This is a genomic window from Paenibacillus sp. FSL R5-0378 (genome assembly GCF_038009285.1).
Lineage (GTDB): Bacteria > Bacillota > Bacilli > Paenibacillales > Paenibacillaceae > Paenibacillus_AQ > Paenibacillus_AQ favisporus.
Genome location: NZ_JBBPAY010000001.1, coordinates 4,363,776 through 4,385,806, shown reverse-complemented (window position 1 = coordinate 4,385,806; position 22,031 = coordinate 4,363,776). Strand labels below are relative to the sequence as shown.

The 22,031-nt window shown below is 50.7% G+C and carries 23 protein-coding genes; 6 read left to right on the top strand and 17 right to left on the bottom strand.

The window, feature by feature from the left end:
- Positions 1 to 5: 5 nt before the first annotated feature.
- The 5 genes from MKY74_RS20350 to MKY74_RS20330 form a co-directional block, all read right to left on the bottom strand.
- The gene (locus MKY74_RS20350) at positions 6 to 1,577 is read right to left on the bottom strand and encodes an extracellular solute-binding protein (protein ID WP_076165616.1); all 1,572 of its coding nucleotides are present in this window, start codon (positions 1,575 to 1,577) and stop codon (positions 6 to 8) included.
- A 127-nt stretch (positions 1,578 to 1,704) separates the two neighbouring features.
- Positions 1,705 to 3,381 (bottom strand): response regulator transcription factor, encoded by a 1,677-nt coding sequence (locus MKY74_RS20345; RefSeq protein ID WP_244169147.1) that lies wholly within the window; start codon positions 3,379 to 3,381, stop codon positions 1,705 to 1,707.
- Complete coding sequence (locus tag MKY74_RS20340; protein WP_076165619.1) at positions 3,381 to 5,180, bottom strand: cache domain-containing sensor histidine kinase; 1,800 nt, start codon at positions 5,178 to 5,180, stop codon at positions 3,381 to 3,383. Before MKY74_RS20340 ends, MKY74_RS20345 begins: the two co-directional genes overlap by 1 nt.
- Positions 5,181 to 5,553: 373 nt before the next feature.
- Complete coding sequence (locus MKY74_RS20335; RefSeq protein WP_076165622.1) at positions 5,554 to 6,888, bottom strand: sensor histidine kinase; 1,335 nt, start codon at positions 6,886 to 6,888, stop codon at positions 5,554 to 5,556.
- A gap of 1 nt (position 6,889) precedes the next feature.
- Positions 6,890 to 7,576, bottom strand: coding sequence for a response regulator transcription factor (locus MKY74_RS20330; protein ID WP_076165625.1), 687 nt, complete (start codon positions 7,574 to 7,576; stop codon positions 6,890 to 6,892).
- Positions 7,577 to 7,731: 155 nt separating this feature from the next.
- On the opposite strand from MKY74_RS20330, the gene MKY74_RS20325 reads away from it, so the two are divergent.
- The 3 genes from MKY74_RS20325 (at position 7,732) to MKY74_RS20315 (ending at position 9,784) form a co-directional block, all read left to right on the top strand.
- Positions 7,732 to 7,941 (top strand): hypothetical protein, encoded by a 210-nt coding sequence (locus MKY74_RS20325; RefSeq protein WP_076165628.1) that lies wholly within the window; start codon positions 7,732 to 7,734, stop codon positions 7,939 to 7,941.
- A 106-nt stretch (positions 7,942 to 8,047) separates the two neighbouring features.
- Entirely contained in the window at positions 8,048 to 9,100 is a 1,053-nt protein-coding gene (locus tag MKY74_RS20320; protein WP_076165631.1) for a DJ-1/PfpI family protein, read from the top strand.
- 36 nt (positions 9,101 to 9,136) lie between these two features.
- Positions 9,137 to 9,784 carry a DUF2306 domain-containing protein gene (locus tag MKY74_RS20315; RefSeq protein WP_076165635.1) on the top strand — a complete coding sequence of 216 codons (648 nt, stop codon included), beginning with the start codon at positions 9,137 to 9,139 and terminating at the stop codon, positions 9,782 to 9,784.
- 115 nt (positions 9,785 to 9,899) lie between these two features.
- Here the strand turns inward: MKY74_RS20315 and MKY74_RS20310 are convergent, their stop codons facing one another.
- Positions 9,900 to 10,448, bottom strand: coding sequence for an AAA family ATPase (locus MKY74_RS20310; protein ID WP_076165639.1), 549 nt, complete (start codon positions 10,446 to 10,448; stop codon positions 9,900 to 9,902).
- A 181-nt stretch (positions 10,449 to 10,629) separates the two neighbouring features.
- On the opposite strand from MKY74_RS20310, the gene MKY74_RS20305 reads away from it, so the two are divergent.
- Positions 10,630 to 11,193, top strand: a complete 564-nt coding sequence (locus MKY74_RS20305; RefSeq protein WP_076169293.1) for a restriction endonuclease — start codon at positions 10,630 to 10,632, stop codon at positions 11,191 to 11,193.
- A gap of 92 nt (positions 11,194 to 11,285) precedes the next feature.
- Here MKY74_RS20305 and MKY74_RS20300 read toward each other — a convergent pair whose 3' ends face one another.
- The 8 genes from MKY74_RS20300 to MKY74_RS20265 form a co-directional block, all read right to left on the bottom strand.
- A complete protein-coding gene (locus MKY74_RS20300) occupies positions 11,286 to 12,098 on the bottom strand; it encodes a formate/nitrite transporter family protein (protein WP_076165643.1) in 813 nt (270 codons plus the stop codon).
- On the bottom strand, positions 12,073 to 12,423 hold the full coding sequence (gene nirD / locus MKY74_RS20295) for a nitrite reductase small subunit NirD (RefSeq protein ID WP_076165646.1): 351 nt from the start codon (positions 12,421 to 12,423) through the stop codon (positions 12,073 to 12,075). The genes MKY74_RS20300 and nirD overlap by 26 nt, the downstream gene beginning before the upstream one ends.
- Before the next feature lie 14 nt (positions 12,424 to 12,437).
- The gene (nirB, locus tag MKY74_RS20290) at positions 12,438 to 14,843 is read right to left on the bottom strand and encodes a nitrite reductase large subunit NirB (protein ID WP_076165649.1); all 2,406 of its coding nucleotides are present in this window, start codon (positions 14,841 to 14,843) and stop codon (positions 12,438 to 12,440) included.
- 235 nt (positions 14,844 to 15,078) lie between these two features.
- Positions 15,079 to 15,564, bottom strand: a complete 486-nt coding sequence (locus MKY74_RS20285) for a VOC family protein (RefSeq protein WP_373309554.1) — start codon at positions 15,562 to 15,564, stop codon at positions 15,079 to 15,081.
- 196 nt (positions 15,565 to 15,760) lie between these two features.
- A complete protein-coding gene (locus MKY74_RS20280) occupies positions 15,761 to 16,264 on the bottom strand; it encodes a DUF1572 family protein (protein ID WP_076165656.1) in 504 nt (167 codons plus the stop codon).
- A gap of 52 nt (positions 16,265 to 16,316) precedes the next feature.
- Entirely contained in the window at positions 16,317 to 16,748 is a 432-nt protein-coding gene (locus MKY74_RS20275) for an NUDIX hydrolase (protein ID WP_076165659.1), read from the bottom strand.
- A gap of 321 nt (positions 16,749 to 17,069) precedes the next feature.
- Positions 17,070 to 17,528 (bottom strand): NUDIX domain-containing protein, encoded by a 459-nt coding sequence (locus MKY74_RS20270; RefSeq protein WP_076165662.1) that lies wholly within the window; start codon positions 17,526 to 17,528, stop codon positions 17,070 to 17,072.
- Positions 17,529 to 17,573: 45 nt separating this feature from the next.
- On the bottom strand, positions 17,574 to 17,969 hold the full coding sequence (locus MKY74_RS20265) for a VOC family protein (RefSeq protein ID WP_076165665.1): 396 nt from the start codon (positions 17,967 to 17,969) through the stop codon (positions 17,574 to 17,576).
- A 162-nt stretch (positions 17,970 to 18,131) separates the two neighbouring features.
- On the opposite strand from MKY74_RS20265, the gene MKY74_RS20260 reads away from it, so the two are divergent.
- Together MKY74_RS20260 and MKY74_RS20255 are read left to right on the top strand one after the other, a co-directional pair.
- Entirely contained in the window at positions 18,132 to 18,614 is a 483-nt protein-coding gene (locus MKY74_RS20260) for a nucleoside deaminase (RefSeq protein WP_076165668.1), read from the top strand.
- A gap of 111 nt (positions 18,615 to 18,725) precedes the next feature.
- Positions 18,726 to 19,637: an AraC family transcriptional regulator gene (locus tag MKY74_RS20255; protein ID WP_076165671.1), complete on the top strand. Its 912-nt coding sequence runs from the start codon at positions 18,726 to 18,728 to the stop codon at positions 19,635 to 19,637.
- A gap of 109 nt (positions 19,638 to 19,746) precedes the next feature.
- On the opposite strand, the gene MKY74_RS20250 is transcribed toward MKY74_RS20255, so the two are convergent.
- The 3 genes from MKY74_RS20250 to MKY74_RS20240 form a co-directional block, all read right to left on the bottom strand.
- Positions 19,747 to 19,941 carry an isochorismatase family protein gene (locus MKY74_RS20250; protein WP_244169148.1) on the bottom strand — a complete coding sequence of 65 codons (195 nt, stop codon included), beginning with the start codon at positions 19,939 to 19,941 and terminating at the stop codon, positions 19,747 to 19,749.
- 212 nt (positions 19,942 to 20,153) lie between these two features.
- The gene (locus MKY74_RS20245) at positions 20,154 to 20,831 is read right to left on the bottom strand and encodes a DUF3995 domain-containing protein (RefSeq protein ID WP_076165674.1); all 678 of its coding nucleotides are present in this window, start codon (positions 20,829 to 20,831) and stop codon (positions 20,154 to 20,156) included.
- A 12-nt stretch (positions 20,832 to 20,843) separates the two neighbouring features.
- Positions 20,844 to 21,902: a hypothetical protein gene (locus tag MKY74_RS20240; protein ID WP_144025334.1), complete on the bottom strand. Its 1,059-nt coding sequence runs from the start codon at positions 21,900 to 21,902 to the stop codon at positions 20,844 to 20,846.
- Between the last annotated feature and the right edge of the window lie 129 nt (positions 21,903 to 22,031).

Below are 22,031 nucleotides of genomic sequence, written 5' to 3'. Positions count from 1 at the left end.
TTCGATTACTTTTCCATCTTGTCATAGGCTGCTTGATACATCTCCTGAAGCTTGTCGATCTGCATCTTTTTCAGCGTGGATTGGAATTCATCCCATTTATCGAAGCTGAGCGCACCGGCAATGAATTTCGTGCTTTGCTCTTCGTAATACTTGTCGATATCGTTCCGGAGGATGTTGACTTCCTGTGCCGTCTTCTCGTCGAACATCGGAGCCGCATAACGGACCTTCGGCATGTATGGATCCAGCTTCTTCTGAGCTTCCTGCACCTGAGGAGGATTGATATAAGAGGCTACCTTATCACTAATGAGGTGTGGCGCTCCTCCCCCTGCATAAGGTGTAATTTTGGGCTGGTTATCGGTCTTCAGGAAGTCTTCTTTATAATATGGAATTCCGTCCTTCAGCTCATAGTGCTCGCCTTCTCGCCCGAACCGCAGCAGGGTCGATCCTTCGTCGCTGTAGAAATAGTCGATCCAGCGCATGGTGATTTCCGGATATTTATTGACGGACGAAATGGCGAAGGCACCAAAGTCACGCGGCACCGGCGCTGTCTGGGCCTGCAGCCGATCGCCGTGCGGACCTGCCGGAGGCGCAATCCCTACATATTGGTCGGCAATTGGCAGAAAGTTGTTGTTCGTCTGATCAAAGAAAAATCCGGCATTGCCCGAGCCCTGTTTGGCCAAATACTGTGCTTCCTTCTGCGAGAACAATTCCGGATCCAGAAGCTTCTCTTTGTACAGCTTGTTCAGGTACATGAGCATCTCTTTGTTCTTCTCGCTGCCCATCCAGATGTTGACCTTGTCGTTCTCCAAATTGATGTTGTAGCCAAGCTGCTGATCGAGACCAAACGATCCGCTCATCAAGTTGACGACAGCCAGGCCCGCCCGGGCGGTCATCGGAATTTCATCCTTCTTGCCGTTGCCGTTTGGATCCTTATCGCGGAAGGCCACCAGCACATCGTACAATTCGTCCGTCGTTTCGGGCTCTTTCAGGCCCAGCTTCTTCAGCCACGCCTCATTGATCCACTTCTTATCCGTACGGGCGGCTGCAAGCGTCACGATTCCCGGGATCGCGTAAATGTGGCCTTCCGGTGTCGTGATCGCCGAGCGGATTTCCGGGTACTGTTCCATCAGTGATTTCAGGTTCGGCGCATATTTGTCGATCAGGTCTTCCAGCGGAATCAATTGGCCAACGGCACCATACTGCGTCGCTTCAAGCGGCGTAATGCCTGAGCGGTAAAAAGCGTCGGGCAGTTCATTGGACGCGAACAGCAGGTTTTTCTTCTCCTGGAAGCCGTCTGTCGGCGCTTCGGTGAAGTTTACATGCACATTGCTCATTTTTTCATAATCCTGAAACACCGGCATGTCCTTAAAAGGACCATTCAGCGGGGCAATCCGGGTGAACATGTTCAGTGTGACGGGCTCTTTAGTTAGCGGAAACCCGGTCTCATTCACCGTTGCTTCGGACGGCTCCGCAGTCTTGGCTTCGGATCCCGAACCGCTGTTGGAGCTGCAGCCCGAGAGCAGTAAAGCGGAAACGAGCGCTGTGCTCAGCGCATATTTACCCCAAAGTTTGTACATGATTCTATGACCTCCGTTTTTGTATATTTGGGAACAGTTGAAAGCGTTTCCCCTGGTGCATGTGAGTATTATAGTTCACCCGGCATGACAGCAAATTCTACTTATTTGACTATTTACTCCACATATTTTACGGTTTCGACCGCTGTCGTTCCGGACGGAGGCTCTCCACATAAGCATGCGGCGTCATCCCGGTCAGCTCCTTAAACACTTTGAAAAAGTAGTTATATGTCGTAAAGCCCACTTGGCTGCTGATTTGTTTGACCGAATATTGATCGCTCTCCAGCAGCTTTTGGGCCGCGTCGATGCGTATGCGATTCACGTATTCCGAGAAGTTGCACTGCGTCTCCTCTTTGAATAAACGGCTTAAATAAGAGGGATTGAGCCCGATGGAAGCAGCCACCATTTCCAGGTTGATATAACCTTGATACCGCTCCAATATAAAATGGATAGCCTGCGAGACATGCCGGGAATAGCTGCCTCCAGCACGCTGACGCTTCAGTAAATTCAGCAAGGCGGTAAAGTAGGATTTCAGCCATTCCTCAAGCTCATCCATGCTGCCGATCCGCCCCAGATCGCGTCGCGGTGGGAGTTCGGACATGGCGGCTTCTGCTGCAGGCGTGGAAATGGACTTTTTCAGAGCTTTGTCGCCGGTTTGAAGCAGCTCGCTGACAATCATCTGCACCGCAGGCGAATGAAGCGGCTGATGGCATACAGAACCGCAGACGGAGGCGATCAACTGCTGCATCCTTTCCTGGTCCAGACTTTCCAGGGCAAGAAGCAGCTGTTTCTGTTCCTCAATAGTCAAGGCAACGCGAAGATGCTGCACGTTTGGTCTTTCTTTTGCAGCAGGCTCCTTATGGGTTACATGTTCGGATGGTATTCCATTCTCCACGGCAGGAGAGGTATCGAGCGCCTTTTCGGCCGATCGGTAGCTCGTCCCCAGCTGCATCAAGCTAGCACATGGATGCCCAAGAGCATAGACAGATTTCAAATTCAGCATCAGCTCCAGCGCATGCTGAACTTTGCCCATCCAGCGGTGCGCCTCGCTGCTGCCGGCATGTTCGCTGCGCTCCTTGAACGCAAACACGACCATCAACCGCCCGTTCTCCACATAAGCGGCCGTCCGCTCATGGATATCTCCAAGGCTCTGCTGCATCACATCGACCGCCTGCTGCACCAGGCGGTTTGTTTGGCTGTCGCTGAACGATTCCGTCAGCAGCAGGAACGGGATGATCTGCAGTGCCGCTGCCGCATAACGGACAGCACCTGGATACAAGCCTTCCAGCCCGCCCGCAGCCTCAAGGCTACCTGCCCCTTCCCCGTTCTCTCTCACCAGCTCGGCAATGCGGCTTCTGATCAATACGGGTTTCATCGTCTCCGCCATTTTTTTGCTCGCCAGCCTTCCTTCCTCCACCCGGTCTTCTTCCTGTAAATCCTTAACGGCTTTGCCCAAAACGTTCAGCAGCAGCGCCTCATCAAGCCGGTGCTTGAGCAAATAGTCGACCGCCCCATTCCGCAAGCATTCGCGGACATAATCGTAATCGTCATAACTGCTGAGCATGATCGTCTTAACCGACGGATACCGCTCACGGAGGATGCCTTGGAGCTCTACCCCGTTCATCTCCGGCATGTTCACATCGATAATGGCGATGTGGGGCTGCGACTCCTCCATCATCCCCAATGCTTCCGTCCCGCTGTATGCTTCGCCAACGAACTCGAACCCGTGCTTCTTCCAGTTGAATAACGTTCGAATGACATTGCCAATCAACGGCTCGTCGTCGATCAACAGTACTTTAAACATCATCAGACCACCTCTTCATCAGATTGATCGCTGTTACGAATTTGCGGAAAACGAATTTCTACCTTTGTATATAGTCCCGGCTCGCTGTATAAGCTCAAACCGTACGATTCGCCGAACATTCTCACGATCCGTTCGTTTGCATTGCGTACACCCATGCTGCTGAAGCGTGACGGCATATCCTCACGTCCCGCTGCTCCAAGAAGAGCGTCGATCTGGTCCTGTGTCATGCCCCGGCCGTTGTCCGTGACTTCGATTCTCAGTTCTTGATGCTCCGCATAGACCCGAATCAGGACGTAGCCCCCTTCCCCGGATGGACCGATGCCATGCATAATCGCATTCTCGACGAGAGGCTGGAGCATCAGCTTCAGCACACGGCAATCCAGCAAAGCGTCGTCTTCGATCTGCGTGTGCACCTCGATGGGTTCCAAATATTTGTATTTCACGATGGATATGTAGCTGTTCACATAGTCAAGCTCTTCGCGCAGCGTTAAAAATTCGTTGGAGTTCCCAAGTAAACCCCGCATGAGCTCAATGAGCGAGCCGGATACTTCCTCGATATTGGGCACCCCGTTCAGCTTGGCCAAGTACTTGATCGTATTCAGCGAATTGTACAAAAAATGCGGACGAATTTGCGCCTGAAGGGCGGTCAGCTCGGCCTCCCGCTTCTTCTTCTCGCTTAATCGGATGCCTTCCATCAGCCGTTTCAGTTCGTCTACCATGCTGATGAACACGCGGTACAGCTGTCCGATTTCGTCCTTGGAGTGAATTTCCGTTCGGGGAAACGACAGATTCCCGTCCTTCACCTGCATCATCATCGATCTGAGCCGACGGATATTTATTGTGGTCCGCGAAGAAACCTGATGGGAACCGATCAGGATGACGATAAAGACGATGATCGATACCTCGGTCATCAAATTACGGATTCGCGTCGATTCGCTAAGTAACGAATCAAGCGGAATCAGTGCCAGCGTGCTCCAGCCCGTATATTCGGAATGGCGGCTGACCACGATGTAGGACCTGCCGTTGATCTTCTGCTCCACGACGTCGTTATCTCTGGCAAGCTTCCCTTTGATCTGGACGATTCTGTCCAGCGGAGGCGCATAAGAAGACGGCCCAGACTCGGATTGATACACATAGCCGTTCTGCTCATCAAGAACATACAGCATGCTGTCCGCGGTCGGTTTGACCCCGTACGTTTTTTTAATAAAGTCATAGTCCAAGTCAACCATGACGATGCCGACCGTCTCGCGATTATAGCGAATCTCGCGGCCGACGGTAATGGCATCCGCCGTTCCTTCCGGCTTAAAATACGCATGACGCGATCCATTGTGCAGCATGTAGTTGAGCATCGGAGTACCAAGAACGCTCCGGTCCATCCAGGGACCGCCGGTAAAAAATACTTTTCCGTTCAGCCCGACGACCGCCATGCGGGAAATATAAGGCTTATATTGAATCAATCCGGATAAATACTCCGTAATCCGTTTCTGTTCCAGGAACCATTCATAACTGGGCTCTTCGTTTGGGCTCATGATCGTATTGATCACCGTGTTTTTATTGGTTACGACAACCGTGTTCAGCCGGTCGATCTCCTCGAGCATCACATTAAGTGATTCATCCGCCTGCCGGATGCTGTCCGAGACGGAAGTGACCGCGTTATGCTTGATCGTCTCGCGCATATTCACATAGACGATGGCAGTGACGGAGACGATGGACAGAAATGTGATCAGGCCGAAAGCCATAAAAATTTTTCCCTGGAAACTCGTTTGCGGCCACAGCCATCTTCGCAGCGTTGATAAATTCATATTATACCACCCTTATTAGTCTGCTTTAAATTCGTTTTATATGGCGTTGGACAGGCAATTTATATGCAAGCGCTTCCCAATCCTCAGAAAAAAATATTCGCTTGTTTCTCTAAGGTTACTGCTGGAAGAGATGGTAACACTTTGTACTTACGCAACAAAATGACAACTTTCCAATTGGCACGGGGCTGCTTCTTAACGGGGGAAATTTATACATATTATATAAAGGAAAATAAAAAATTGTCGAGTCAACCTGACATATTGCCAAATCAGGACCAACTGAACGAAATAGAAGCAGCTGCTTAAACGCAAAAAAAGCCGGCCGCCGAATGGCAGTGACCAGCCTATTTCAAAGTGTTATGCGCAGTAAGCTCCGTCAAGAAAGATGTGAGTCTGCAGCTGGAATCCAGCCCGTCAGGCTTGCGCCTTCCTCTGGATCGTTACTTGCCGTGAGTTCGCCTCCATGCTGCCGGATAATTCGCTGCGAGATGGTTAACCCCAGGCCGCTGCCTCCGGTCGAACGGTTTCTGGATGCTTCCCCGCGGTACAGCGGTTCGAACACGCGCTCCAGCTCTTCCGCCGTGAACCCCGGCCCGTTGTCTCGGATCATAAACGCGATTTTGCCTTCTTCCTTGTTACATCGGACATTGATCGTACCGCCTTGCGGGGTGTGCCTCACCGCATTATCCAGCAGGTTGCTCAGTGCGCGCTCCAGCAGATGCGCATCCCCGCTAACGATGCAATCGGCGGCCAGATGGCTGTTGATTACAATACTTTTATGCCCGGCACCGGGACTCAAGCTGTCGATGGATTGCTGGAACACGACCGGTAAATCGATTGGCGCCTTGTTCAATGGACGATCCCAATACTCCATTTTTGTAAAAGTAAACAGGTCTTCCACCAACCGATCCAACTGGGCCGATTTCTCCTTACAAACCGCCACATACTTTGAAATTTTCTCCGGCGTTTGGGCAATGCCTTGCTCCAAGCCGTCCAAATATCCCCTCAGGGCGAACAGCGGAGTGCGCAAATCATGCGCGACTGCGGATATGACAAAGCGCCGTTCTTCCTCCAGCTTTACCTGCTTCTGGTATGACGTTCGCAGCCCTTTTACCATCACATCAAATCCGTCCCCTACTTCAGCGATTTCCGTAATTCTGGACTTCGGTAACCGCACCTCCCAATCGCCTGAAGCAATCTGCCTGGCGGCCCGGCTCATCTTCTCCAGGGGCTTCAGCAGGAACTTCCGCATCTCTACGCCAACGATGAAAAATGCGAGCAGCAATCCGGCAAACGCCGATATCATCGGAAGCGTATTGGACTTGGGCAGGTAAAGAACCACCCTTCCAAGCAAATGACCGTTCTCGATAACGGAGAACCGCTCGGTTGACCGCAAACCACCTTCACGCTCGGTAGACTGATAAATCTCCTCATCAGAACCTGATAATATGACCGCGTCCAGCTTGGTTTGACGAAGTTCGCTTTGCAGCTGGCCTTGCCAGTTCGGATCCCGCCATTGGCCCGAGCCCATCTCAATCATGTGAATGGCCTCGTTTATATCTTTCTGCAGACTTTCATCGTATAGCTGGTTTGAGCCGATTTTTAGCGAATGGGTTTCCAGAAAGTTGGCTGCAACGAAAAATACCCAAGGCACGAGCGTGATCATAAATAGGCAGAGTATCGTAAATGTGCGAATGCGAAGTGTTTTCATCTTATCCTCCCTCGAAGCGATACCCTACTCCCCACACGTTGACCAGGAATTGCGGATGATTTGCATCAGCCTCTATTTTCTCCCGGAGCCGGCTGAGATGGACCCGAATCGTATGGCGGTCGCCGATCCCTTCCCAAAACTTGGCGAGCAGCTGCTCGTAGGAAAATACATGCCTTGGATGTTCGGCAAACAATCGCAGCAAATCGTATTCCTTCGGGGTGAGCACGATGCCGACCCCATCCACAAAAACTTCCCTGGTGGACAAGTTTAATTGGATCCGGCCGTAGTCAAGGATCCTTTCCTTCGTATGCTCCCGCGAAGCGGTGCGCCGCAGGACGGCTTTTACCCTGGCGACAATTTCTCCCGGAGAAGCCGTCTTCACGATATAATCGTCGCCGCCGAGCGTCAGCCCCCGGATCTTGTCCACGTCATCGCTGCGCGCGCTCAGAAAAAGGATTGGAACGTCGCTATCCGTGCGAATCCGGCGGCATAAATCAAACCCGTTTTGTCCCGGCATCATAATATCCAGAATGATGGCGTGAACCGTATTCCGTTCGAACATGTCCCACGCCTCTGCCGTATCGCAGGCCGTGATCACACGAAAATTGTCATTCTCCAAAAAGTCTTTCAACAGTTCGACGATGCTTGGATCGTCGTCTACAACGAGAATCGTATGGCCTCCGCTCATGTACATCCCACCTTCGCATCTAGTTTATCATCTTTTTAGGGAAGAGCTAACTGCCCTACCCATTTTGTGATGCAATGTTTATCGTTTTGTGACACTTATATTTCTTCATTCGAGATATTCATTTGATAGGATGTTGTTCGTGAAGGAGGTTGACCATGGATAACAGCAGTGTATACGTGTTTAGCGCTTTGTTTTGTATCACGCTTTTTTGTTTTTTGGCGGTTCGGATTTATTCCATTCGTCACAAGTCCGGTAACAGCCCCCGCCGGGAGGATGACATTGCCTGGATTCTCAAAAACCGGATGGCCAAAGGTGAAATTGACGAACAGGAATATAGCCGGCTTAAGGACTTGCTGACCAAATAACGATGATGACCCATAATGTACCGTTCGGCGATCGTGTCCCGCGTAAAAACACAAGGGGCTCAAGTCGAACGTACGGGCTTCGTCTTCAATGAAGGAGGATGTATCGATGTTAACCGTTCAAATTGTTCTTTTTGATGGCTTCGATCTGCTGGATGCCTTGGCACCTTATGAAGTTTTCTGTGCCGCGGCGATGATGTCCAATGGTGCGTTGGAGGTGAAGCTTGTCACCGCCGAAGGAGCAAGAGCTGTGGCCAGCGGCACCCAGGGCCTGCCTATTGAAGCAGCCGGCAAACTAGATCCAAACCGAGCGGGGATTATTCTCGTTCCCGGCGCTGCCGGGGATGTCGAAGGCGACGGTCCCGATTCCGTCCCAGCCATATTGGCACGAACCGCAAATACCGAATTGACCGGCATGATCAGGGAAGCACTCGGAAAGAAAGACATCATTGTCTCCACTGTATGCGGCGGATCCTTGGTTTTGGCCATGGGAGGCTTGCTGGAAGGCAGACGGGCCGTTACGCATCATTTGGGCATGGACGTTCTTGGCGCAACCGGTGCCCTGCCCGTCAAGGCACGTGTCGTGGACGACGGCAATTTGGTTAGTGGCGGAGGCGTAACGTCCGGGCTCGATGTTGCCCTGCATCTGGTGGAACGCGAGCTTGGCCCTCGGATCGCCCATGCGATCGAGGAGCTGTTCGAATACGAGCGGAGAGGTATCGCGTGGCGGGCACAGGGGATGGTGCCGAACTCGGAAAAGACCAAAACAGACAAGGAATCGAACCTTGTGCTGAGTACTGAAGCGGTGAATCCACAGTCCCCTCCCCTTCAAAACACATTCGAACAAACAGAGTCCGTTTTCGACGGAGACTGGGATGTGACCATTGCAACGCCCGTGGGCAAAATGGATGTCAAGCTCTCGATCGCAACAAGCCATGGTGAAGTCCACGGAACGGCCACCCAAGGGGATGAAACGGTCAAATTTATAAGTCCCGTCATTCAAGGCAACAAGCTGACCTGGTCCCAGCAAGTGACCAAGCCAATGCGTTTAAACCTGAAATTTGATGTAACCGTCGATGGCGGCGAGCTGCACGGCACCGCCAAAGCCGGCGTGCTTCCGGCCTCCAGGGTCGTCGGTAAGCGCTTGAAATCAACTTTTTAACAATGAAATGAAGTGCTGTCGGGGGTTGTGAATGAAGTGAACAATCGAAAAATCTTATATGGTGTGTTGGTTTGTATCAGTATTTTGTTTATCCTTTACGCTTTATTGGATAATTTTATTATCGATCCAGGTGCGGAAGGTTTTTTAAGCCATAAAACCGGTCTTAGACGTGAAATTCATCTCCCAGCGTGGTTAAGCGTCATGCGCATACATGTTGCTTTTGCATGCATCGCCATGGCGGCTGGGCTTGTCAATTTTTCCAACCGCATTTTTCAAAAAAGCCGCAAATTCCACCGGATCAACGGATACCTATATATGGTGTCGGTGCTTCTTGTCGTTATCACTTCCGGGTATATGGCCCCTTACGCCACCGGAGGAAAGGTGACGAGCATGGCGTTTAACGCGCTGAATTTAATCTGGCTGTTCATTACGGTGACGGCACTCGTTCAAATTAAGAAGAAACGGGTCATTCGGCACCGCAACTGGATGATTCGGAGTTATGCGTTTTGTTTTACAAACCTGCTCATTCATCTGATCACGTCCGTCCTTCAACAGGGCTTTGGGTTGGAATACGCATTGAGTTATACCGTCGGCGTCTACGGCGCGATCGTGCTGCTGCTGATTGTTCCAAATATTCTGATTAGAACGATGGGGTTATCGCGAAAAATTACTGTAGAACTGTAATAAAAATTGTGCTGAGATGAGAAGTGCTAATGTTCCTCCTGTAGAACTGCGAAAGGCTGCCGTGCGTACGGCAGCCTTTTAGTAATCCGCTGAACAGACCAGCAGAATCTGCCGGCTATTGTTGCTCTATCACATGTTCTACGACGATTTCTCCTTCCCCCTGAGGCTCTTCAAACGAGTTAAGAAAATGGTTCAACGTCTCCTCGGTAATAGGAAAGGCGGCGTTCGCATCGAAACGTTGGCTCCGGACCTTGAGGCGCTTTCGCAATTCATCAGGGTGTACTTTTAAATAAATTAACTTCCACTTTCCTCCCGAATGTTCAATAAGCCGTTTATAGTCATCTCTCGCGGAACGGCTCCAAAAGCTGGAGTCGACCACAACCTGCTTTTTGTCTTGAACGAATGTTACTAGCTTTTTTCGCAAGCTTGCATGCGCTTCATCAAGGTATTCTCTGTATTTCTCAACCGGATAATCGATTCCGTAGCGGCCATGCGTGTTCCACACCTCCTCGTCAATAGAAAGACGGATGAATCCTTGTTCCTCCAATCTCTGGGAAAATGTAGTTTTCCCAGAACCGGCGATCCCGCACATGAGCACGACTAGAGCAGTGTCACGATCCCGTTCCCGCTCCAACCATTCCTCGATATTCAACGTATCGGTCATTTATCTATCACACTCCATGTTTTTTATGTATTTACTTTACTCTCTAACGGTCGTGTTCAGCCAGCAAGTCATTTGAAATGACTTCCTTCGTTGACGCGATTTTGATATAGTGGATAAGAACAAACATTCGGATATTTGGAGGAAACCTAATTTGCCTACTACCTTGGATACAACGACCATCATGATCGCCGGGCTGATTGCCCTGCTCCTCGTCCTATTCGTCATACGTTTGGTCAGAAATCGCAGAAAAAGGATCCGCCGGGAGGCGAATCCGCGCAAGATTACGATCAAGGATATCGATTTAATGGCAGACGGCTCTGAATTTGAGCTGTATCTCTTCCGGCTGTTTCACGAGCTCGGATATAGGGAAGTGTATCAAACGACAGCCAGCCGTGATTTTGGAGCCGACTTGGTATTTACGGATCAGAACGGACTAAGGAACGTCTTACAGGCCAAGCGCTACGGCAACAGCAACCCGGTCAGCATCGGAGCGGTTCAGGAGGTTTATACCTCAATGCGTTACTATGAAGCTGAACGGGCAATCGTGCTGACCTCCGGCAGATACACCGATGCCTGCCGCATCCTGGCGGCCGTGAACGGGGTGAAGCTGTTGGACAGGGAAGATCTCGAGGAACTGATCATTCTATTCAAAAGCCGCCGTTACGATGAAGCAATGGCTATCATTGAGGGGCCTGCTGAGACGGAAGCGCCAACGTGGAAGCCAAAAGCCAAGAAAGCGACCTGATGGGGCGTACCGCTCTTTCTTGGCTTTCATTCCCGCTGCACCCTTGGGAGCTCTATAAAGGAAGGCTCACGGCGATTGACTATTTCACAACATTAACTTGCAGACCTTTTGCTTTGCGGCAGAGTTTCGATCTCCACTTTCTCTTTATCTTTCGTCATATACCAATAAGCCAGACCTACGAACACGCTGCCGCCGACCATATTACCGAGGGTAACCGGAATCAGGTTTGCGGCCAGCCCTCCCCAGGTTACCGTGTCTGGATGCGGGATGAAGAGCGAAACCGAGAGCAGCGTCATGTTCGCCACACTATGCTCGAATCCGGAGGTAATAAAGGCGAACAGACACCAGAAAATCATGACCAGCTTGGCAGTCTCGTCCTTCAGCTTCATGGAGCACCATACGGCAAGACAGACGAGCGTGTTACATAAAATTCCCCGCATGAACAATTCCATAAACGGTGCATTCATTTTAACAGCGGCCGTGCTGTTGATAAATTCGGCCGTTCCCCCTTTCGCCAATCCCGTCCATACGAAGATCGCCGCGACCAGCAAGGATCCGGCAAAATTGCCGAGGTAGCTGTACAGCCATATTTTAAGCGTATCGAGCCAGGTCGTCTTCTTGTTCAGCGTGCTGACCACCATGACCATATTGTTGCCTGTAAACAAGTCCGATCCGGCCATCAGGACCAGACTCAAGGCGATACCAAAGCTGGCTCCCATGACGATCTTCATGGCGGGTGCGTGAACCGGCGCGAGCAGTCCGCCGATCGTAAAGATCAGTATGATGCCGAGACCAACGAACAAACCGGCAAGCATCGAGGATACAATGTATTTGCCTATACTCCGGTTCATGAGGCTAACCTTGTTTACCCCGGCGGTTTCAACGATCTGAATGGTGTTTTTCATGCTCTTTCAGTCCTCCAATATAGACGTAACCGTCGATGACCGCGGTTTCGTAGGTCTGGATGCAGCCGTCGTCCGGCTTTTGCACTTCCCCTGTCGTCAGCGAAATTTTCCAGTCGTGCAGCGGACAAAAGACAAATTCACCCGACACAATCCCCTCAGCCAGCGGACCGTTCTTGTGGGGACACCGGTTGCTTACCGCCCGCACCTCCCCGTTTGACAGCCGGAACAACGCAACCGATTCATCGCCAACGCGTACCTCCTTGCCAATCTGCGGCTTCAGCTCCTCCAGCTTCATCACTTTCATCATTTCTCTTGTTACGCTCATGCCCTTCCCTCCCCTTATGGTCTCTCCACGGTATACATCCGGCGGCGTTCTTCGTCTTCCAGCGCGGCCGACCAAGCTTCGCGATACGTTGTTTTCGCATGCTCGAAGCGGCTGGCTAATCCGGCAATCTCCTGCTCATTGCCCAGCATTTGGCGCACCCAATCCGTGCCCATGCGCTTTACCCACGGGGCTGTGCGTTCGCCGTAAATGCCGGTTTCCCGGTATAGCTGTACGTAGGCTTTAGCCAACAGGATCACCTCATCCTCTGTCGCCACCGTCGTCAGGCTGTCGCACTCCCGGACTTCGGTACCGCCGTTTCCGCCAAAATACAGCTGGTATCCGTTCTCCACGCAGACGACGCCAAAATCCTTCGTCAATACTTCGGCACAGTTTCGCGGACAGCCGGTCACGCCCATTTTCATTTTGTGCGGCGTATCGACCATCTCGATCTCCTGTTCCAGCCGGATGCCAAGCCCTAACGAATCCTGGGTGCCGAACCGGCAAAATCTCGAACCGACACACGATTTAACGTTACGCAGCGACTTGGAGTAGGCGTACCCCGAACGCATCTCCAGCTCCTCCCAAACGTTCGGGACGTCTTCTTTCTGTACGCCGTACAGCCCGATGCGGCTTGCGCCCGTAATTTTCACCAGGGGCACGTTGTATTTCTTCGCGACTTCGCCGATACGGATCAAATCCTCCGGTGTCGTCGTTCCGCCATACATCCGCGGAATGACGGAGAATGTGCCGTCCTTCTGCATGTTGCCTTCCATTCGTTCGTTGACATATCTGGATGCCTTATCGTCGGCATACGTCTCGGGATGCAGCATCCGCAAATAATAATTCAGTGCCGGACGGCACTTCGAGCAGCCTTCCTCGGATGCAAACCCGAGCACGATACGTGTCTCCCGCGGCGACTGCAGACCTTTCTCGCGAATGGCGGCTACCACCTCATCGCGGGTAAGCGTCGTGCAGGCGCACATGCCTGCCGCCTTCTGCGCCGATGCGTCGAATTTGTCGCCCAGCGTATGCGCGAGGATCGCCTCAACCATGCCGCGGCATTTGCCGCATGAGCCTCCGGCTTTGGTCACAGCTTTCACTTCGTCGAACGTGGTCAGTCCGTTCTCGAGAATGGCGCCGACGATGCGTCCCTTGGTTACGCCGTTGCACCCGCAAATCGTTTCGTCCGCGCTGATCGACGCGACATCGAGTCCGCTGTCTCCCCCGGCTTTATGGAGCACGGAGGCACTCGTATATTCCTGAATGTCGCTGCCCTTCTTCAGCAGGCTGAACAGCCGGGTTCCGTCGGATACGTCCCCGTACAGCACGACACCGACGATGCGGTTCTCGCGAACCAGGATCTTTTTGTATGATCCGGCGACCTCGTCCTGCACAACGATCGCTTTCGTGTCCGCATCCGCATGGATTTCTCCGCCGGAAAACAGATCGCATCCCGCTACCTTAAGCTGCGTGGACAACACGCTGCCCGCGTAACCTTCCGTTGGCCTGCCCGTAAGGTGGTCCGCAAGCACGATGCCCTGTTCATACAATGGCGCCACCAGACCATAGGCTATGCCGCGGTGTTCAGCGCACTCGCCTACGGCATAAATTGACGGGTCCGTCGTCTGCATCAGGTCGTTGACTTGAATCGCCCGGCCAACCGCCAGTCCCGCGTCCCGCGCCAGCGCTGCATTGGGACGAATGCCGACGGCCATGACGACAAGATCGCATTCGACGTTCGTTCCGTCTTCAAACCGAAGCCCTTGTACTCTCCCATCACCGTAAATTTCCGTTGTTTTCTTTTCCATCAGAAACTTCATGCCCTGGGCTTCCAAGTCCTGCTGAAGCAGCTTTGCCGCTGCCGCGTCGAGCTGCATTTCCATCAGATGCGGCAGCAAATGAACGACATGGACCTCCATCCCCTGGTTCATCAATCCGCGAGCTGCTTCCAAGCCGAGCAGTCCGCCGCCGATCACGACCGCCTTTTTGTATTGTTTAGCCGTTTCCAGCATCACTTTCGTGTCTTCAATGGTGCGGAAACCGACGACGCCTTCCAGGTCATGTCCTGGTACAGGTAAAATAAACGCGCTGGATCCGGTCGCGATAATGAGCTCGTCGTAGGGGACGACGGTTCCCCGGTCGGTTCGGACTTCCTTCGACGCCCGGTTAATCTCTACAGCCCGTTCCTGGGACAGCAAATGTATGTTATTGGACCGATACCAGTCCCAATCGTTAATCGTGATTTCTTCAAACGAAGTTTTCCCTTGCAGCACAGGGGACAGCATAATTCGGTTATAGTTGGGATACGGCTCATCCCCGATCATCGTTATCTCGTAGCGGTCGCGGTCCCGGCGGAGAATTTCCTCGATACACCGCGCCCCCGCCATCCCGTTGCCTATCATCACCAATCGTCTGCTCATAAACACGCCTCCCGTGCAACCTTGTGAAATTAATTACATTGATATCGTAACGGATATGGGAGGCTTTGCCTGTGAAGTAAATCACAGTGGCTTTGTTAAAACAAAAAATTTGTGAAGGCCAGGAATTTTACGGCGTTATTGAGATGACCTCCAACGGTGAGACGCAAAAGTGCAAAAGGCCACCCTGATGGATGGCCTTGATTTCGAACCTTTGTATTTTACTCGGGTAAGAACTCTAATTGTCGTAAGCTTGGTGCAGCGCCTTTATGTCGATTTTCTTTTTCGTCTGAAGTATGGCTTGCATGACTCGCCCTGCTCTTGCCGGGTCGGGGTCACAGATCATCTCCGTTAAATGGCTGGGGATGATTTGCCAGGATACGCCGAATGGATCTTTTAACCATCCGCAAACCTGCGCCTTTTCGTCTCCTCCTTCGGAGAGCTTATCCCAATAATAGTCCAGCTCCGCCTGATCATCGCAATGAACGATAAAAGATATGGCCTCATTGAACTTAAAATGCGGACCCCCATTCAGCGCGACGAATGACTGCCCTTCCAATTGAAATTCCACGGTCATCACCGTTCCCTCTACACCCCGGCTTTCCGGACCGTAGCGGGCAATTCTGCCGATTTTGGAATCATGGAAAATGGACGTATAAAAATTCGCCGCCTCTTCTGCTTGAGAATCGAACCACAGGTTTGGGGTAATCTTGTGCAATTTCATTCGTGTCATACCTCCCGGCTATAATCATTCTATGATGATTGTAGCCGATCAAGGGAACCGGCGTTTCTTTTCGATTGCTTTGTTTCTAGTTTTCAAGGCGCTAATCATGAGGTATACGCCATCCCCTTTGCACCCAGCTGCTGATCGATCGAACAACAGCAATGATGAATGAGATGAACTACAGTTTCTGATCTCTTCAGTCCCAAGTTAACTCGCCTTTTCTCATTTTGGCAATATATATGATCTGTCCCGTATGGTAGTGCACTTCTCTGAACATCGCCATCATCAGATTTAGGGCTGTCGTTTCGTTGTTCACTTGGCTGTATGTAAGCGGCGGCAGATGGAGGAAAGGCTGGGACATCAATTGCTCCGGCTCGGATTGAAGCTGTTCTAGATACTGAAGAATGATATCAAACGCTTCTTTTGTATGCTGATATGCCTCTTCTTTCGTCATCATCAGTCCACGTTCGAATTCCTTCTCCCTGTCCCGCTTGTCCGGAATGTTACACAGGATCGTCTCAACCCGAGAGTGGGCAGCGCCCCGAATATGCGCAACCAAATTAGCAATACTGTTGCTTTCCGGAGTCGGGTGCCAGGTAATATCTTCTTCCGACACTTGTTCAATGGCTTTAAGCGTCCCTCTTTGTTCGGATATCAGCTTGACCTTCATGCTTTGGATAAACTCGAGTGCTAGTTCCATGTTCACACCCCTTCCTTTATTAGCCCGAACATTATGGATACCCTACTGATCCCTATTCGATCCATTGTCTTGGCCCCACCTTGTGAAACAGCTCATGGTTTGGGGTATTGCGAAGTGCATCTTCGATCCGTCTGCATGTGAAATCACTAATGGGTCTAGGCAGTTCGTCTCTTGAATAAAATCCGCATTCCATAATTTCAGGCGAGCTTGGCTGAGGCGCACGGGTATCTTTACTCGTCGCAAGGAACACAAAGTGATGAATGTCATAATCCGGATCGTAATATATGCCTGTTAGGTTCCCGATAAGCACTTCCATGCCGACTTCCTCAAATACTTCCCTTTTTGCAGTTTCCTGAGCCGACTCGTTCTCTTCCGCCTTACCGCCGGGAAGGTCCCAATTGTGTTTGCCATAGCTGTGTTTTACCAGCAGCACTCTTCCCTCAGCATCCAAAATTATAGCCGCGGAGCCAATTAACTTTGGCATGGCTAGTCCTCCTTATGGGTATTGAAAGATATTTAATCGACTTCAATTCATGAAGGTCTTGTTGTTTTTCCAAAATTCTCCTGCTTATTATACCAGAACATATATTCTGAATCATCCCTGAAAATAACATAACCCTCAACAGATTTCTGCTTTCTCAAATCCACATAAAAAAAGAAGCCGCTCAGGCTCCCTTATCACGCTCATTTGTTAAATCACTCGATTTTCAGCAAACGAACAACCTCACTATCCCAAAGGTCATCGCTAACTTTCTGAAACCTCAAAGATTCGTATAAATGACCTGCGGTTATTCACCTGAATCACTTAATTCACATCACCGAGATACCGGACGTTCATTTCATTATTCACTAAATGATGTCCAAGCGCTTTCGGATACAGCCTGATGTGATCGAGTTGACGAATATCCACCCATTCTACGCCGATCTGATCCTGGTCGGGATGAGTTCCATCCATCTGTGCCGGCGCATCCTTTGCAATCGAGCAGACAAAATAAAACTCCACTTGATGAACGTCATGATCCCATGCTGCGAACTCATGATTTTTCCCGATGTACTCGCGCACGTAAACAAGGTCCTGCACCTCAACTTGTACTCCAAGTTCTTCGATGCATTCCCTCTTGAGGGTCTCCTTCAGTACTTCTCCGTGTTCCTGGCCGCCGCCGGGGAACAGGTAGAAAAAACCGTCGTTATCCTTGTTTTTGGTCAATAACAATTTGCCTTGCTGAATGATGATCGCTTTCGCAGAGTTTCTAATTGGCTTTATGCTAACCTCACGATTCCTAGATTTATATGTGGTATGGATCAGTCTTTAAAATCCGTTATGTTGGACAAGGTCCAGCCGATTTCCATAGAGATCCTCGAAGACCGCCTCAATGCCCCATGGGACCTCTTTCGGTTCACTGAGAAAATGAACACCGTTTGCCTTCATTTGTTCGTAATCGCGATAGAAGTCATCGGTTTGGACGACGAGGAATACGTGGTTCGCTGCTTGGGTTCCAACCCTGTCCTGCTTAGCCTCCGTGTCTGCCACCACAAATACGATGGCGGTTTGCGCATCCTTCGACGGAGCTACGGTGACCCATCTCATGCCGTTCCCGAAATGGTTGTCCGTTAACAGAACGAACCCTGCCTTTTCTGTGTAAAATTCAATCGCTTCGTCAAAATTGTTAACCAGCAGCGTAACATGTCCTATTTTTTGCTGCATAAATGCTCACTCCTCGTTGGTATATGAAAAAGCTCATTGGTCCTGAACCTTTTTTATATTTTTCCTTCGGCCATCTCCATGGTAACATTTCCGCATAACAGAAAAAAAGAAGAAGTTGACGGAATGAATCGGCTTCTACATCCGTAAAAGGAGGTTCTTATGATGATTCAGGAAAATGATCTGAAGCATCTCAGACGCTGTGTAGCGTTGGCCAAAGCCGCTCTAGAGGAAGGAGATGAGCCCTTTGGCTCCATACTTGTCTCTGCCGATGGTGAGGTACTGGCGGAAGACCATAACCGCGTAGCCGGCGGCGATCATACCCGGCATCCGGAATTTGAGCTGGCACGTTGGGCGGCCCTGAACATGACGACGGAAGAACGAAGCAAGGCGACGGTCTATACTTCAGGCGAGCATTGCCCGATGTGCGCTGCGGCCCACGGCTGGGTTGGATTAGGCCGAATTGTTTATGCCAGTTCGTCCAAGCAACTGATGCAATGGCTGGAGGAAATCGGTGCTTCCCCACCACGTGTACGAAGCCTCCCGATCCAGGATGTAATTCGTGACACGGTCATCGACGGCCCTGTTCCTGAACTTGCTGAGCAAGTTCGCGATCTTCATCGCCAATTTTATGCGCAGATTCGATAACCCCATAGCCCCGATATGATATACGGCTGTTCAGAACATCCATCCATTCTTGCCTGATGTCAGCTCCTTTGTTATTCTTACCGTATGTTTGAACAAGGAGGCGTTCTGAAAATGGATCGAGAAATGCAACCCAACGGACTCGAACCCTATTTATCTGAATTATCCGGGCGGTTAAACCAGCTGTTGCAGACGGATGGATTACATTTAACAGAGATCCCGTCGCTGCACATGATGCGGGCCACGGCGACGTCCGAACCTATTCATAGCATGTACGCGCCTTCTTTATGCTTCATTGTCCAGGGTGCCAAATCCGCAGCGCTTGGTCAAGAAATATACCATTACAATCCGACCACGTACCTCGTAACATCCGTTCATCTCCCGATCAAAAGTGAGATCACCCAGGCATCGCCGGAGGTTCCGTTCATAGGGCTTCACTTGGAGTTTACGCCGGATCAAATTCTGGATATACTGCAGCATACGGAATTGGCCTGGCCTGAAGAATCTGAGCCGGGAAGCGGCATATTTGTCGGCAAGACGAATTCGCAACTGCTTGATGCCCTGCTGAGGCTGGTAAAATTGTTCGACCAACCTGCCGAAATCCCTATCCTGGCTCCCTTGATTACACGGGAAATTCTCTTCCGCGTTCTGCAGGGCGAGCAAGGCCATTTGGTCAAGCAGTTTGCGGTGATCGGCAGCCAGGCACACGCCATTGCGAAGGCCATTCAGCTCATCCATCGTGATTATTCCAAGCCGCTTCGCGTGGAGGAACTGGCCAAGGAAGTAAATATGGCCGCGTCGTCTTTTCATAAACATTTCAAACAGGTCACAGCTCTGAGCCCGCTGCAATATCAGAAGCGGATCCGACTCCAGGAAGCAAGACATCTCATGATCAGTGAAAAAATGGGGGCAGCCGATGCCGCTTTCCAGGTTGGTTATGAAAGTCCTTCCCAATTCAGCCGCGAGTATGCCCGATTGTATGGCCTGCCGCCTAAAAGTGATTTGAAGCAAGCCTCTATCCAGTAAGGGGGTTCCCTCATTTCCATAGGTGATACACAAGCTGCGCCACAAGAACAGCAGCCCCAATCTTAGTGAGATTGGGGCTTGTTCTCTACATGATGACCAATTTAATTAATCATGTTAATGATTTGTTCACTGGCACGTAACTTCTCGATTCGGTGAAAAATCGTACAGCACACATGCTCATGTTCTTTCTTGGTGGATAGGGCATCGCATCTTCTGCAAACACATGGTGATATTCATGCTGATAGGCTTCACGGGCCGTCGTATCCACACCAATGGATGTCGAAATGCCGCACAGGACGATCATATCAATGCCGCGCCGACGAAACTTCAGGTCGAGAACAGCTTAAAGTACACCCAAGCGCTGTTCAGCAGAAGCAAAGGTCACCGTTTTTAATTAATGTTATTAATTATTCATAATATAAATCACAAGGACATTGGTACCGGATCACTGCAAAAAGCCGCTAATTTAGCGGCTTTTTGGTATATGAACCCTCCACTTTCCTAAAACGGATCATGTCAAAAACTCAAAATATCGGAAAAATCGAATACGATCGACGCAATTAATAACAAAGTCAGAAGTGATACGATCACAACAAATCGGATCATCCACAGCCGGAATCTTGGGAGCATCACCCCGGAAGCATGAGCATAGTGCGCGGCAGCCAGCCCGCTCATTATGCCCATGATCAGAAACCATGGTTCATAAAAAATTAGATCCCATATAGCTAGCCGTTCTTTGTCAATGACTGCCCACCCTTTCAGCTCCAGAGGAATAGCCCCAACCAGGAACAGCGTCTTGGTAACGATCCCAGTTGTCCCATGAGCTATGAGGATAGAGGTGCTGAACAGAGTGGGGATCAAAATCAACTGGCGGGGAATTCTTTTGCGCCTGAAATGGGGGACCCATGCGGGAACCGTAAGCCCCCATGGCTTGACAAGACCAAGCAGAATAAAACCGCAGATTATGATTAGAACTCCCGCTCCATAACTAGCCATGCTGAACCCTTTCGGATTGGAAAGCTGTCCATAACCGCCAATGATGCCGGCAGCCGCTTCATAAAAGCGCACAAAAACGGCATAAAGCAGCGCACAACAGAAACCTGCATATGCTGGCCAAACCGACCGCATAGTAAAACGTTCAAAGGCATTCATCACCTGCGTGGTTGAAGTAACGCTCGTGTGATCTTTGTTCATGGCCTCCCCCTATTAAGCCCGGTTACAAAAACCGCAACCGCCTCGCCGACGGTAATAGTAAGTAACGGCTGCAATGGCAAGCGCCACACCCCAAGGCACCCATAATATCATCGGGCCGATGCCCCCTTGAACAGCATTCAGCGGGAAACCATCGAGTGGGATGAAGTTAAAGCGGATACCCAAATAAGCAAAACTGAACACAACGCCAGCTGCAGTGACCGGGACGGCTACGAACAATGCAGGAATGACCGCCAGTGAAATGGGCACCCTTTTGCCCCCTACAAATGGAAACCAACGCGGAAACACTTCTCCCCATTTCTGGATCAACCCAAGAGTCAACAGACCACCTCCAATGCATAACGAGCCAAACACCCATTCCGTTACATAAGCCATCGGATTCATCCTAGGGAAGTCCCGTACGAAGCTTGGGTCGACCCCCATAGGAATATGAAGTGCCCAAGCAAACCGAGATATCGCATACGGAACGGGGGCTACAGCGGCAATGACCGCTGCGATGCGACCAACTCTATTCAGCAACCGGTGATTCCCACTTTCCTTTCGCCCGCAATGCATGCAGGCATGTAACGATTTACGCCGGTATCCTAATCCGGCAAAAGCCCACAGGCAAGCGCCTAATATACAGACCAATTGATAAAACATTTGCCCGGTAAAAGTGAACTTAAATAAAAAGGCGTAAGCCATACTCATGATCAAACTGATATCCGGAATAAACAAAATTAACGCGATTGCGAATCCCCAAGCATAGCTTTGTATAAGCCAACGAGGAAGAATGCCGATCCGGACGTTATGCATAGCAATGCCGACAAGTATGCTGACAGAACAGATCATCATGGAAATCAGACCGGCCGTTTGTTGGGGAATATAGGTAATTAAGGCCGAAAATATTCCCATGTTTCCCTGCTTATAAGGATATCCTTCTCCGCCTAGCAGCCAGTAAAGCTGAAGCCCCCCATAGATCAGCGACCAGATGATCGCTGCGCTGCCGATCCAAGCTGGCCATCGATTCAAAAATCCGCCGGTCCCCTTTTCCCGTTGTACAATCGCAGTCATCGCACTCACCCTTATCATGTATTATTTGCAGAAGCGAAGATCTGCAAGCTTCGGCTTCGTTAAAAATGATACATTAGGGTACATGGTTTGAAACGCTTCTTGAGGACCGTTTAGACACCCGACTGGAGA